A 15,461-nucleotide genomic window follows, 5' to 3' on the forward strand; every position below is an offset into this window, starting at 1 on the left:
TACTAACTTTTTATTTCTACTAACTTTTTATTTCTACTAACTTTTTATTTCTACTAACTTTTTATTTCTACTGCCTTCACAAACCATTTTGATGACATTAACAATAGAGGAAGACACATAACGAGGTACTTTACCTCTTTTATTTTTTCTAACCTGTTCTTCATTTCTATCTCTAGGATTCACCAAATGAGTATGAAATATCAAGTTTAGGTGAGTAAACTTAACCAATTTCTAGTACTATTGTATCATATTTCATTTCGCTTTCAAAGTAATTTTAGTGTGATTCTAAGATATCATTTCCGAAGTTTCTATTACTATGATGATAGAATATAATTTCACTTATTTATCAATTAATAATTATCTGGTATGGTTAAAAACATTCAAACTGGACATTTTCATGCGACCAGTTTAGTGATAACATACGTCTAAGCTGATCAGAACTAATGAATGGTTTAAGTAAACCATATAGAAAATAAATAATATAATAGGAGTGATATATATGAACTCTATAAAAACAATGAATCAAAATAATATGGAATCCAATTTAAGTCAAAGCAAACCTATTACATTAATCATAGGAGCTATCCTAACCATTGCATCCGTTGTAGCAATTATCTACGGATATTTTTCAAAAGAAACCACTGAAGTAAGCCAGGCCGATAAATTATTAATCTTCGGATTAATTGCCTTACTTTTTGGAATCGTCATTCTTGTAAATGGTGTCATTCAATTAAGAAAGCCAGCCATCAAGGCCACGAAATCATCAATGAATGTTATTACCCTTGCCCAAGCTGCCCTTTTTGCTGCATTAGCTTATATCGGGTTTAGCTACTTCCGTATCGATATACCAGTAGGTCCTGGAAGTACTGCATTTCATTTTGGTAATACTTTTGTTGTTGTAGCAGCTCTTTTACTCGGTGGCTCCTGGGGCGGTCTTGCTGGTGCAGTCGGACTATCTCTTGCTGATTTAATGAGTGGTAAATATTTTACCGTAGCACCTCAGACTTTTTTCTTAAAACTATGTATCGGATTGATTACTGGCTTTGTTGCTCATCAGATTTTTCATATCAGTACCTTAAACAAAAAGTCAAAGATTTTAACAGCTTCCATCGTAGCTTCTGTTGCGGGATTAGGCTTTAACGTAATCGCTGACCCTGTCGTTGGTTACTTTTATAAAAAAATTATCCTTGGAGTGCAAGGCGACTTAGCAATTAACTGGGCTAAGATAACTGCAGTAACAACCTTTGTCAATGCTGTAACTTCAGCAATTATGGCAGTACTTCTTTATAATGCTCTACGTCCCGCTTTAATTAGTGCTCATATGTTTCTTAGAAAAGAACCAAAAGAGGTAGGAAAAAAGTAAGAGATTGCTAAACTGAATTAAAGCAGAAAAGTAAGAGAATGCTAAATTGAATCAAAAAGCAGGCACCTTTAGGAAACTAATTTCCTAGAGATGCCTGTTTCTTTTTATACAAAACTAAGTTTATTCCAGCTGTAACTTCGCAAAGATTACCTCAAATAAATTATACTTTTCTTTAAAATCATCTTCTGGAAGCAATGTTCTTTGTCCTGCATACTCCACTAATAAGCTGGTATATGCCACGAATGTAATATGCTGACGTAATAAATCAACACGTTCCATTTCATTATATTTCTTTACAACACTCCAATTTGTAGTTGTAATCTCATAAACGTCCTCATCTTCCATTGAATTAAGGATCTCAATAATTGCTTCATATTTTTGTGCAACAAATAATTCGCGTAAATCCATATCTCTGTTTTGTAATTCTTCGTTCATACGTTACCTCATTCCTGTATATGTTTGCTGTATTCAAAGCTTGTTTCATATTTCAAACAGACTTATGTTTTTATATAGATACTTTTACCTTCTTTTGATTCGGCAATAATTTTGAATAATCACTTGTACGGTACGATTCCCCATATACTCATTGAGTGTAGGATAATACGTAAATGCTAAGTCTACCTCATTATATTGCCCAAGATACATCTTTCTTACTTCTTCTTTTCCATATTCCGCTTCGACAAACTCATTGAATTCTGTAATATCTCCAAAATACAAGGCATCCATCGCAAAACCTTCGGAATTGATAATATTAAGTTTTAACACATTCTGATTCTTTCCTAAAATACGAGCTTGGCGTATCTTAAAGTGCTGTTCTGCAAACACCGGTTTATTATTTCCCTTTCCAAATGGTTCAAGCTTCTCTAACTCCTCTAAAAATGCTTCATTTAGATAACCAATCGGAAGTGGAACATCGATTCGAACAATAGGAATCAAGTCTTCTTCAGAAAGGATCGTATTATGGTTTAACCTATCTCTTAAAGTTTCTAGATTTTCTGCTTTTAACGAAAGCCCTGCTGCCATCGGATGACCACCAAACTTTGTCAATAAGTCCTTACACTTTAATAACTCTTCAAACATGTTGTAACTTTCAATGGAACGACCAGAGCCTTTCACACCTTGCTCTACATCAACAAAAACAAGTGCTGGTTTGTTATAACGCTCTCTCAGACGTCCAGCAATAATTCCAACCAAGCTTTCATGAGTATCTCTTAGCTTCACAACTAAAACTTTATCATGAATCAAATCTGAAGTTTCAATTCGTTCAATCGCCTGTTCTACACCTTGTAACGTCATATCCTTACGGCTGTCATTTAATTTCTTTAAGGAGACTGCTAATTGCTTTGCTTCTTCTGTTGTTTTGGCATCCAATAAATCAAGAGCCACAGCAACCGTATCAAGTCTTCCAGCCGCATTAAAACATGGTCCAATCACAAATCCTATATGATAAGCACTAATTCGCTTTTGTTCTAAACCACACTCTTCAATAAGAGCTCGTATTCCTAAATTTTTTGACTGACTTAATAAGTTCAGTCCATGTTTTACAATCAACCGATTTTCTGAAACCAAATCCATTACGTCAGCAACTGTTGCTATAGCAATAAACTCTAATAATTCATAAAGTGCCTCTTTTGGTACTTTGAAATTCTCATACAAAACTTCGATTAACTTATATACAACACCAGCACCACATAAACCCTTAAAAGGATACGTACAATCCTCTTGCTTAGGATTTACCACAACATCGGCATTCGGAAGTAAAAATGTTCTATTACCATTCTCATCCTCTTCAAAAGCAACTTCATGGTGATCGGTTACCACGACCGTCATCCCTAGCTCTTTGGCATAATCAATTGCGTCAAAAGCAGCAATCCCGTTATCACAAGTTATGATAAGTCGACTACCTGCTTCGTAGCTTTCGCGGACGATACGCCTATTTAAGCCATAGCCTTCAGAAATTCGATCAGGTGCATAGACAACTACTCGCCCACCAAGCCTTTTTAGGGCAGTAGATAAGCTGTGCCCAGATAAGATTCCATCATTATCAAAATCCGTACCTATAGCAATTAACTGATTTTCTTCAATCGCTGTTATAATAAGGTTGCATGCTTGTTCCATTCCCTTCATCATAAGCCCTGAATACATCTCAGTTAAATCACAAGATAGGTAACGCTCTATATCGTCCTCTTTAGAAAGACCACGATTCACAATAATACGTGCCAAAACCGGACTGATAGCAAGACGATTTGCCAATGTCTCAAAATCAGCACGCTTTGCCTCTAACATCCACTTTTCTTTCATTTTTCTCTCCATTCATTATAGCTTAAACAAGAAAATCACACTTCGCGAACTTTTCCTTGTTATAAATATCCCATAAGAAGTTCTTTTCGTTAGATTCGATGGTGCGAAAATCGCACCTTTTTCGGAAGTAAAAAACAAACTTCTGATAAGCTATCATATCAAAACATGTCTGATTTTGCAAGATTTATACGAAAAGAGGCACCCGCAATTAGTAAGTTCTGCGAATGCCTCGTCCTTATGAAAAATTATTATCTTAAAGATTCCTATCGATCCATGCCTTGATACACAATGTCTTTAAATTCACCAGTTAAGGAGGAGTTCTCACCAGCATGAGCATACATGCCTACCATTGCACCGGTAAAGCGTTTTCCACGCTTGATACCTTCATCACATAGATAATAAACTCTATCAAGCTGACCAAGGGAGCTCCAATTAGCTTCCTCTTTCTCTACTAAGTTCTGATAATAAAAGCTTCTCTTAAGCCCTTCTGTCACAATACGAAGACGGTACTCTCCTTTTGTAACCTTAGTTGATAGGCTTATCTTCGTCTCCTCATCAATGTGTTCCACCACCTGTAAGAATAGACCTTCTTTCGTTTCAAAAAGACCGAATTTAAGATACGTATTTTCATCATAATAACAGGTTAAACCATAGTCCTGTCCGATGTTAAGGCTAACATCACCTACTGTTACTTCAAAAGTAAAATGAAAGTCTTGTTGTCTACGTAGTAAGATATTTCTAGACTCTGTAGTATCTAAATCTTTTTTACTTCCCTGTATTTTTAAGTATCCATTACCAAATGTGTACGCATCCTTCTCTGGTACACGTGGAGATACCCATAAACTGCTTAAAATGCCATTTTCAAAATCATCCGATTCCGGTTCAGGAATATATGGTGTTAGATTAGGCAGCTTTTGCAATACACTTGGTCCCTCCAAATTATTCACAATTGGCCAACCATCTGCTGTCCAAGTGATTGGATCGAGCGCGGTTTCACGTCCAAGTAAGCTATATTCACCGTCTAACTGTCTACCACATAAGTAAACCATATACCACTCGCCATTCGGAGTTTTCACAGGTTTTCCATGACCACAACGCTGAATTGCTCCCTTTTCATCCTGCTGTCTCATAATCGGATTGTATGGGCATGGAGTGTATACGCCAAATAGTTCTTTGGATCTGGAGGCGGAGATACGATGACCTGGACCGGTTCCACCTTCTGCCTGAAAGAGGTAATACCAACCATCTTTTTTAAGTAAATGAGACCCTTCCGGCGCTCTCTTTTGATGTCCATAATACAAAAGGGTGGCTTCGGAAAGCTGTTTCTTTCCATCTTTACTTATCTCAAATAGTCTCGCTCCACGATTTAATAACATATAGCGTCTTCCATCGTCTTCTGTAAAGAAAGATGGATCAATACCATCTTCATCAAGAAACACTGGTTCACAATATGGACCTTCCGGTTTATCCGAAGAAACAACCATTTGTTTTCGATAGACAGTTCCAGTATCATTTAAACGATAGGTTGCGGTAATATAGTATTTTCCTTCATAATAAGTAATGTCTGGTGCCCAATATCCACGTCCACCTTCTAGTTCATCTAAGTACGCCCACTCTGGGTTTGTAATTGCATGTCCAATCACTTTCCAATGAATTAAGTCCTTAGAATGAGAAATTGGAATACAAGGGAAGAATATAAAGGAGGAGTTAACCATATAAAAGTCATCTCCTACACAAATTATCGATGGATCAGGATGCATACCAGTACGAATTGGGTTATGGTACATCTGTTCATATGGTGTTCCACATACTTCTTCAAAGAAGGAAAGAATTTCTCTATTTTTATTTTTGTATGCTATTTCATATGGGGTTACTAGATTGATATCTCCAGAAACCGGTGACATTCCTACTCTTTCTACTAGGTAGCGAACAACCGATATGTTACCTGATTCAACTCCATAATGAAGTACGTTTCTGTTTAATTCATCCGTTTCATTAAAACTTGCTCTGGAATATTCTACAATATACCGTACTATTTCTAAATCTCCTAGAGAGGCAGCCAAAAATGGTAACCATACTCCTCCAGTTCTATCCTCAATTGAATTTGGATCCTTTACTAACAGATCCTTCACAATATCTAAATCTTTGTTTAATATTGCCTCGCGTAATGTCATTCTTCTACTCCTTAGCAACGTATTTGCTTTGCTGTCGTTCCTTTTAGTTACTATATCAGTGTAACATGAATAATTTTAAAATAATACAGATTTTTTTGCTTTCAAGTCTATAATATCTAGAAATCTTGTCTTTACCAATTGTTATTGATTTCCATCTCTTTTTGGTATAACCTATAGGGGAGTTATGTATTACATTGGGAGAATAGATAAGGTAAAGGAGTAAATGCTTGTATGCAAAGACATATCTTATGGTATCAAGACCCAGCGAAAGACTGGAATGAAGCCTTGCCTCTTGGCAATGGTAGACTTGGCGCAATGATTTATGGGAAACCAGAACATGAAGTCATTCAAGTAAATGAAGATAGTATATGGTCTGGCTATTCCATGGATCGAAATAATCCAGATGCAAAAAAGAATCTGCCAATCATTCGATCACTGATTGCAGATGGTAATTTGGAGGAAGCGCAAAATTCTACTTTACATTCACTTAGCGGAACCCCAGATAATATGCGTTGTTACCAAACCGCAGGAGAAATACATATAACAACTGGACATAGCGAAGTTACAAACTATAAAAGGGAATTAAATCTATCCGAAGCAATCGTAACTGTTTCCTATGACTTTGAAGGAACTAATTTTGTACGTGAACATCTGATTAGTACGCCAGCTGATGTTTTTGTAATGAGATTCACCAGTAAGGGTCCTAAAAAATTAAATCTAAGCATTCTTTTATCAAGACCTCATTTTATGGATCGTTTATCTTGTGAGGATGGCGACTCAATAGCTCTAATTTACCGTGGAGGAATTCCTTTTTGTAACCGCCTTACTGCTGCTTCCTGTGATGGTAAGGTACAAACCATTGGAGCACACCTTGTTGTGTCGGAAGCAACAACTGTGACTTTGCTTTTTGACATCAGAACTGCTTATCGTAGTGAAAACTATACGAATGAAGTAAGATCTCATCTCATGGATGTGAAGTCATTACATTTTGATGAACTAAAACGTTCTCACAAGAAAGATTACCAGAGATTATTTAACCGAAACGACTTCATCTTAACTCCATCAAAAGAGGAAGGAGCTGACGTTACCACTTTGGATACCGCCAAACGTCTTGAAAGAATGCGAAAGGGGCAAAGTGATCTAAAACTATTAGAAGATTACTTTCATTTTGGAAGATATCTACTCATTAGCTGTAGCAGGCCGGGTACTCTTCCAGCTAATCTTCAAGGCATTTGGAATAACAGTATGACACCACCTTGGGGAAGTAAATTCACCATTAATATTAATACAGAGATGAATTATTGGTTTGCTGAGAAACTTAACTTACCGGAGCTTCATCTTCCACTCTTTGATTTATTGAAACGTATGCATCGAAATGGTAAAGTTACAGCAGAAAAGATGTATGGCTGTCATGGATTTGTCGCTCATCATAATACGGATCTATGGGGAGATTGTGCACCACAGGATTACTGGCTTCCTGGAACCTATTGGGTACTAGGAGGTGCATGGCTTTGCCTTCATATCTGGGAGCATTATGAATATACGAAGGACATCCATTTCTTAATCAAGATGTTTCCTGTTCTCTCAGATGCCTGCCTATTCCTGACTGAATTTTTAACTGAGGATGAAAATGATAGTCTAATTTTATCACCAACTGCCAGCCCGGAAAATAAATACCGCCATCCAAATGGACAAATTGGCTACCTCTGCGCTGGTTGTACGATGGATCATCAAATCATGAGAGAGCTATTCCATCATTATATCGATGCATATAATACACTGTTAGACATTAAGAATTCTATAGAACATAAAGAAGTTACAGTAACTCTGAATGAGGAGCTTACCAAGTCAGTAGAAGACTGTCTTAGCCGATTACCTGAGACAAGAGTACATAGCAACGGTACCATAATGGAGTGGAATGAAGAATACGAGGAATTAGAATTAGGCCATCGCCATATTTCACATTTATTTGGATTATTCCCTGGTAAGCAAATTACTCCGGAGCAAACTCCTATACTTTCAGAAGCTGCAAAAAAGACGTTAGAAAGAAGATTGCAACATGGTGGTGGTCATACCGGTTGGAGCCGCGCTTGGATTATTAATTTCTGGGCAAGATTAGGTGAAAGTGAGTTAGCTTATCAAAATGTCAAAGCACTCCTAATCGGAAGTACTCTTCCAAACCTATTTGATAATCACCCACCATTTCAGATTGATGGTAACTTTGGCGGTGTTTCAGGTATTTGTGAAATGATATTCCAGTATAGAAATAACACCTTATTCCTACTTCCTGCCTTTCCCGATGAGATAAAGGATGTGACTTTCCTAGGGTATAAAGCTACCTATGGTCTAACAGCTAACTTAACCTATGCAAATGGAGAATTAAAGTCTGTTGTTCTTACCTCAAAAGAGCCTCGGAGCATAGTATTAAATTATAAAGATAAAACTGTTACGATTGATTTGACAAAGGGTGAAAATAAAGTTGATTGTAACGTATTTTTCTAAATAACAGGAATTATCTCAATTTATTCTAATTTTAACAATCAAAAGTGCATCGGAGTTAGTCACCTAATGACTTCTTCCGATGCACTTAAATTTCTTATTCTGCCTCAGCAGCTTTAATCATAATTGCACATTCTACACGCTTTCTTTGTAACTCACATCCAATATCATAAGTATCATTGATATTTCCATGGAATTTAAAAGCATTGGCAGAACATCCGCCGCTACAATAGAATTTTGCAAAGCAATTCTTACATTTTTCTTTGGAATATACATTACAACTCTTAAACTCTTCTCTTATATCGGTAGCTTTTACGCCATCAAATACAGTACCCATTAAGTATTCTTCTTCACCAACGAACTGATGACATGGATATAAATCCCCCCATGGTGTTACAGCAAGATACTCTGTTCCTGAACCACAACCAGACAAACGTTTCGCAACACATGGTCCACCGGTTAAGTCAATCATAAAGTGGAAGAAGTTAAACCAGTGACCTGCTTTTCTTCTTTCGATAATGTATTTCGCTAACTTATCGTATTCCTCCATTAAGATTGGTAGGTCTTCCACTGTAATCGCATATGGTTCTCCATCCTGAGCAACTACTGGCTCTACTGAGATTTGTTCAAACCCAAGCTCTGCCAAGTGTTTAACGTCTTCAGAAAAATCTAAATTATTGTGAGTGAAAGTACCACGAACATAATAATTTGTTTGATTTCTGCTATCTGCCAATTTTTTAAACTTAGGAATAATGAGGTCGTAGCTACCTTTTCCATTACGGAAAGGACGCATGTTATCATTGACTTCTCTTCTTCCGTCGATACTAAGTACTACATTACTCATTTCTTTGTTAGCAAATTCTATAATGTCATCATTTAATAAAACGCCGTTTGTTGTTAATGTAAAACGGAATTTTTTATTATGAATTTCTTCCTGACTTCTTCCGTATGCTACTAAATCTTTTACTACCTGGAAGTTCATTAATGGCTCTCCACCAAAGAAGTCAACTTCTAAGTTTTTACGGTTACCGGAATTAGCGATTAAGAAATCAAGAGCTTGCTTTCCTACTTCATAACTCATTAAAGCACGTCTTCCGTGATACTCGCCTTCCTCTGCAAAACAGTAACGGCAAGCGAGGTTACAATCGTGAGCGATATGAAGGCATAACGCTTTTACAACGGTCTCTCTTTGCTTAAAGCTTCCGATATAATTTTCATAAATATCTTCGGTAAATAAATTACCATCTTCCTTCATTTTTGTTACTTCATCATAAATATTGCTGATTTCCTGCTTTAATGAATCTTTTGTAAGCTCAGGATAATCCTTCACTAAAACATCAAAGTTATTCTCTGTGTTGTATTTATCCCACATCTCTTCAACAATTTTTTGTTTGCTCTCAGTTTCATAAAGAGCAATAATATCATATGCAAGATCATCTACAACATGTACCATTCCGCTATTCACGTCAAGTACGATGTTGTAACCGTTATTTTTATACTGGTGAACCACTTTTGTTACTCCTTTCAATGTAAGTCCTAATAAGGACAAAGCCTCTTCTTCTATCCTATGTCTTATGCCATTTCATTTATGTCAAAAAAACAAATGACCTTACTATTATAAAAAGTAATTTTAAAACTTTCTATCATAATGATTGTGCTAAGCTTACAAGTAATTAATGTTAAAGAAAAGCAAAACAAATCTCATATAAGGCCAGGACTGATTCATGTCAAAGCAAATACTCAGAACCCGCTTTGCTACTTCCTCGTAATGAACCACTCCTCGTCTTATATGTCCTTAACATGGAATAAGCAGCGACATACGCGCTGCTTACTAATTCATCACAAGAAAAAGTTCGCGAAGCGTGCTTTTTCTTGTTTCCATTTTTATTCCATACTGACAGTTAAATACTGTCCTTGTCGGATATGGCATCAGGACTGTAATTATCTATTCTCGCAGCTCTGATTTCCTACTGTACAAGATGTTTTACAAGCAGATTGACAAGAAGTCTGGCACTCGCCGCATCCACCTTTTTTCATCGTATCTTTTAAATTCTTTGTGTTTAAAGTTTTAATGTGCTTCATTATGTAGCCTCCTAAATATCGTTAACTTACCATATTATATCATAGTTTAGTAAAATAGCAAAGTGTTTTTTTTGATATATAAAATTTTCTGGCACATGTAATTTTCTTAAAAAGAAATTTTATGAAAAGAAACTTTATGAAAATTGAAACTTTTTGAAAATTGAAATTTTTTGAAAATTGAAACTTTTTGGGATTGAAACTTTTTGAAAAATTGAAACTTATTGGGAATGAAACTTTCTGAAAATAAATTTTCATAATAGTGAATTACTACTTTTTTATTGTCGTTATTACTTGAACTATCAAAAGCAGAATGGTATAATACATTATATAGTATTAATAACCACTTGTTATTTTATTTAATACAATGTAGCTTTTAATTTCATTTGGAATGTAGTTTTTTATTTTAATGCAATGCGGTATTATATCTGTAATAAGCAAATTTAAGTAAAATAGAACGATTACATAAATGGATTGTGACTCTAATTAAATATGAAAAATAAGAAAAAGTAGCGATTTGTGAACTTTTCCTTGTCATGAAAAACAAGAAGAATATTCCTACTAAGTCTAAAATGAATCTAAAGATTGTTATAGGAAACTAAAATGAAAATAAATTTATTTTTATTTTTTTGCAAGATACTTAGTTTTTAGGTGTATATTACAGTATTGAGTTATATTATGTCTAAAAATACTGTAACCAATAAATAAAGTAATATTTTATATAAAGGAGAATTCATTATGAGAGATTTTATTATTTCTACTGATTCTACTGCAGATCTTCCGTTAGAATACGTGAAGGAACATAATATTTTTATACATCCATTATACTATAATTTAGATGGAGAGATTTACGGTGGTGATAAGAATCTTGATCCAAAAGATTTTTATGATAGAATGAAAAATGGCTTAATGCCAACAACTATGGCTTCCAATCCAGAATTTATTTTAGAATCCTTTACAAAGCAAGTAAAATCCGGTGCCGATGTCCTTCATATTAGTTTTTCATCTGCTCTTAGCGGAAGTTGTAGTAATGCTACAGTAACTGCTCGTGAAATATGCGATGAAAACCCTGATGCTAAAATTGTAGTCGTAGATTCTTGTTGTGCCTCCATGGGACAAGGACTTTTGGTATATAAAGCAGTTCAATTAAAAGAAGCTGGAAAATCATTAGAAGAAGTAGTTAACTTTATTGAAGAGAATAAAAATCATATTTGTCACCAATTCACAGTAGACAATCTCTTTCACTTACATCGTGGCGGACGTGTATCAAAAACCACAGCAATCATTGGTACTTTAATTAATGTAAAACCAGTACTTCATGTAGATAACGAAGGTCACTTAATTCCACTTACGAATGTTAGAGGCCGTAAAAAGGCTTTAACCACTTTGGTTGATAATATGGAACAAAAAACCAAAGGATATGAAAATGATGTTGTATTCATTAGCCATGGTGATTGCATTGAAGATGCAAATTTTGTTGCAGATTTAATTAAGGAGAGATTAGGAATCACTAACTTTATGATAAATTATATCTGTCCAACCATTGGTACTCATGCTGGTCCTGGAACTGTTGCACTGTTCTTTGTGGGTAGTGAGAAGTAAATATAGAATAAGCAATTTTCTATATAAAATTGATGCCAACTTAAATCTTATCTATAAAAAGGTAGATAAGACTTGAAGTTGGCATTCTTATTTATGGCAATGAAATTTATAATCGCGCATTTTCTTGTTTCATGTAAAAAGCAGAAATTACTTACTGACTATCTAGTAAATCGAATTATCACCTTAAATAAGTCTCCATCCATAACAATCTGGAATAGTCCGCCTTGAATCTCTATAAAACTTTTTACAATTGCAAGCCCTAAGCCAGATCCGTCCGTATTTCTTGACTTATCTCCTCGAATAAATCGCTCACTAATCTCTTCTGGCGTTAGATTTAGTTCTGTCGCTGAAATATTCTTTAATGTTATCTGGGCGGATGCATCCTGTAATTGTACGGTAAGATATGCTCTTGTTCCGGGCAATGCATACTTAATTACATTTACAAATAGATTTTCAAATATTCGATAAGTTCTTTGGCTATCAAGCATCAAGATTACTTTCTCTTCCGGAAACTGAGTACGAACTTCGATTCCAGCCTCTTCAAAACGATCACTAAGTTCTAATTGAACCTGCTTTATTAATTCTACTAGATCAACTTCCACCGGATTTAAGGTTATGTTATTGCTGTTAATTTTACTTACTTCAAATAAATCTTCGATTAATTGCTTTAACCGTAACGACTTACGGTCAAGGGTATCTATATACTCCTTCTGTTGTTCCTTCGTTAGGTTATCTTCTTTTAACAGATTTACATAAGTGATAATTGCCGTTAATGGTGTCTTTAAATCATGAGAAACATTCGTGATTAATTCCGTTCTCATATTCTGACTCTTCACTTCTTCATCCACCGCTCTTTTAAATCCATGTTGAATTTTACTAAGCTCATCACCAAGTGGTTTTAATACACCTAGATCTTTTTCAATTGGTACTTCAAGATTACCTTCTGCCATCTGATGAGTAACATAAAGTAGATAGTCATGCTTATCTTTTAAATCTGTCAGATATTTTTTTACAAAATAATATAAGACAATCGAGTACAACACAAGTACTGGGATACCAAAAAACCAGATACTACACATAATTAAGATGACTAGGAAGTTAATGATAACATATTTTAATACTGTTTTATTCACACCATCACTTAAATTTACTGAAAGAATTGACTTTACCAAACGTCCAATTCTACGATTTATATATGCAAAGATGCGGATGAATAACACATTTTCAATTAGATAACGTTTCAATCCTTTACGGAATAGTTGTAGAACGGATATTAACACTAAATAAATACTTCCAAGATAAAGAAACCAACCTCCATACATTGCAATATTGGTAAACAGTCTTGCATAAAAAGGAGAGAAGTTAACATTTTCAAGATATTCTTCAATGGCGCCACTTGGATAATACGAACTAATATAAGCTATCCCAATTGTCGCAAAAACAATTCCAATGATAAATAACGCGTCAATTTCGAGTGGTATTTTACTTAAGAAACCATTTCCAATCCCCAAGGGGCGAATACAAAAAAGGATAATTCCTAATAAAACCACAACACCAATCGCTACGCTTATTAATATAATCAACCCATGCATCTGACTCTCATTATAATCCACAAAAAAATTATAAGAATGATCTAAAAATCCTTGATAATTTTTATTTATGGCATATACCATAGCAACATTCGTCGGCTCAACAAAAGAAATATCTTCTGGCTTGAGATCAAGATATGTTTTATCGCGATATAAATAGGACGAATTATTTTCTAATCTTTCATTCTTAAGAATGCTGGATACTTTTTCTACATCAATTCCGTAGGATTTTTGAATCGATGCACTCCCATTACTATCATACTCAACTACTAGATATCCAACATAAGTATCCTTTAACTTCTCTTCCATCTCAGAGTCGCCAGAGGAACTTTCTAATAAATAGGTTAAGAAATCTTCATTACCTGAGATTTCTCCATAGCTATTATTGTTTCTATCAATGATTGCAAAGTCTAAAGAGTGGCTATAATATAAGTGATTTCTCAAGGAATAGATATTTTCATTAAAACTATTAATCTCGTCTCCATGAAACTCGTATTCTGAAATTTGATTATTCATATTTTCTTCCATATTGTAATCAAAACCATCATCTGGATAATCGTCAATATGATTTTCAATATTACTGTCCGACTGTGTTTGATCGATTAGATCTACTTTACTATTTGAGTCAAGGTTCTCATTTAGGTCAACATTATTGGAACCATTTTTATTATTTAAGCTTTCTTTATTGTTTGAGCTTTCTTTATTGTTTAAACTTTCTTTATCATTTAATGCTTGATTCTTATCTATCTCCTCTTGTTTTTTTCTATATTCTTCTCTGATTTGCTTTAGTTTTGGAAGATAAATATCAATGGGATCTATTGAATAAGTATTATTTCGTTGTTCCATGACGCTTAAGTATAGACCATAACCCGATTCCAATAGATCATCAAATCGTATGTCTTCCATTTGTTCTTTTCTATTTTCCCAGAGTTGCTTTGCAACATCTACAGCTGTGATACTTACTCCAAGCAGTAAAACTATCGCTAGCAATATACCGATAACACTTCCAAGTAATGGAGATTTCCCATTTGCCTGTGTTACTTGCTCTTCTCTTTCTTGATTATTTATTGAATCCATTATTGATACCTCCACTGATATTTCTAATATTTCTCGATTTTATATCCAACTCCCCAAACAACCTTTAAATACTTTGGTTCTTTTGGATTAATTTCAATTTTTTCTCTGATTCTTCTAACGTGTACCATAATGGTATCGGTCGTGATTGGTTTTTCGTTCCAAACTCGCTCATAAATTTCATCGGGTGAAAATACCCTGCCAGGATTTTTTATTAATAGAAGTAAAATCTTAAACTCAATCGGTGTTAACTTCACACCTCTTCCATCTACAGATACCTCTACCGTATCCTCATTTAATTCCAGTCCCCCTACAGCATAATAATTCTCAGGTTCTTTCTCTTCCTTGGAATCTACCGCCTTTAGATATCTCGAATAACGGCGAAGGTGTGAATTAACTCTGGCCATTAACTCCATTGGTGTGAAGGGTTTGGTCACATAATCATCTGCACCAATATTTAGTCCAGTTACTTTATCAATTTCCTCAGATTTTGCAGATAGCATAATAACAGGAAAATCAAATCTTTCCCTTAACTTCATGGTCATGGTGATACCATCCATAACAGGCATCATAATATCAACAATCGCAAGGTGTATGGTTTCATCTTGGATAATTTCCAACCCCTTCTTCCCGTTCTCTGCCTGAAATACGGTATAACCCTGATTTCTTAAATAGATTCCTATTCCTTCTAGGATTTCTTTATCATCTTCAACGATTAATACGTGATATGATTCCATGTTCTATTCCTCCAATGCCAATTTACGAATTTTTATCTCATAA

10 protein-coding genes are annotated in these 15,461 nt (G+C 34.8%); 3 read left to right on the forward strand and 7 right to left on the reverse strand.

What is annotated here, in order from left to right:
* Positions 1 to 499 precede the first annotated feature (499 nt).
* Positions 500 to 1,363 carry an ECF transporter S component gene (locus RTP52_RS05465; RefSeq protein WP_312100872.1) on the forward strand — a complete coding sequence of 288 codons (864 nt, stop codon included), beginning with the start codon at positions 500 to 502 and terminating at the stop codon, positions 1,361 to 1,363.
* A 120-nt stretch (positions 1,364 to 1,483) separates the two neighbouring features.
* On the opposite strand, the gene RTP52_RS05470 is transcribed toward RTP52_RS05465, so the two are convergent.
* From RTP52_RS05470 to RTP52_RS05480, 3 genes are all read right to left on the reverse strand, one after another.
* Entirely contained in the window at positions 1,484 to 1,798 is a 315-nt protein-coding gene (locus tag RTP52_RS05470) for a hypothetical protein (protein ID WP_312100870.1), read from the reverse strand.
* A gap of 84 nt (positions 1,799 to 1,882) precedes the next feature.
* The gene (gene recJ, locus RTP52_RS05475) at positions 1,883 to 3,664 is read right to left on the reverse strand and encodes a single-stranded-DNA-specific exonuclease RecJ (protein ID WP_312369744.1); all 1,782 of its coding nucleotides are present in this window, start codon (positions 3,662 to 3,664) and stop codon (positions 1,883 to 1,885) included.
* A 263-nt stretch (positions 3,665 to 3,927) separates the two neighbouring features.
* Positions 3,928 to 5,838, reverse strand: a complete 1,911-nt coding sequence (locus RTP52_RS05480; protein WP_312369746.1) for a family 43 glycosylhydrolase — start codon at positions 5,836 to 5,838, stop codon at positions 3,928 to 3,930.
* 231 nt (positions 5,839 to 6,069) lie between these two features.
* Between RTP52_RS05480 and RTP52_RS05485 the strand changes: the two genes are divergently transcribed.
* Positions 6,070 to 8,340, forward strand: coding sequence for a glycoside hydrolase family 95 protein (locus tag RTP52_RS05485; protein ID WP_312369748.1), 2,271 nt, complete (start codon positions 6,070 to 6,072; stop codon positions 8,338 to 8,340).
* 94 nt (positions 8,341 to 8,434) lie between these two features.
* Here RTP52_RS05485 and scfB read toward each other — a convergent pair whose 3' ends face one another.
* Positions 8,435 to 9,847, reverse strand: a complete 1,413-nt coding sequence (gene scfB / locus RTP52_RS05490; protein ID WP_312100859.1) for a thioether cross-link-forming SCIFF peptide maturase — start codon at positions 9,845 to 9,847, stop codon at positions 8,435 to 8,437.
* Positions 9,848 to 10,278: 431 nt separating this feature from the next.
* Positions 10,279 to 10,419 (reverse strand): six-cysteine ranthipeptide SCIFF, encoded by a 141-nt coding sequence (gene scfA / locus RTP52_RS05495; protein ID WP_066715760.1) that lies wholly within the window; start codon positions 10,417 to 10,419, stop codon positions 10,279 to 10,281.
* A gap of 735 nt (positions 10,420 to 11,154) precedes the next feature.
* On the opposite strand from scfA, the gene RTP52_RS05500 reads away from it, so the two are divergent.
* Entirely contained in the window at positions 11,155 to 12,018 is an 864-nt protein-coding gene (locus RTP52_RS05500) for a DegV family protein (RefSeq protein ID WP_312100853.1), read from the forward strand.
* A gap of 158 nt (positions 12,019 to 12,176) precedes the next feature.
* Here RTP52_RS05500 and RTP52_RS05505 read toward each other — a convergent pair whose 3' ends face one another.
* Positions 12,177 to 14,684, reverse strand: coding sequence for a sensor histidine kinase (locus RTP52_RS05505; RefSeq protein WP_312369749.1), 2,508 nt, complete (start codon positions 14,682 to 14,684; stop codon positions 12,177 to 12,179).
* A 23-nt stretch (positions 14,685 to 14,707) separates the two neighbouring features.
* Positions 14,708 to 15,418: a response regulator transcription factor gene (locus RTP52_RS05510; RefSeq protein ID WP_312369751.1), complete on the reverse strand. Its 711-nt coding sequence runs from the start codon at positions 15,416 to 15,418 to the stop codon at positions 14,708 to 14,710.
* Positions 15,419 to 15,461: the final 43 nt, after the last annotated feature.

The organism is Lachnoclostridium sp., assembly GCF_031997925.1.
GTDB lineage: Bacteria > Bacillota > Clostridia > Lachnospirales > Lachnospiraceae > Lachnoclostridium.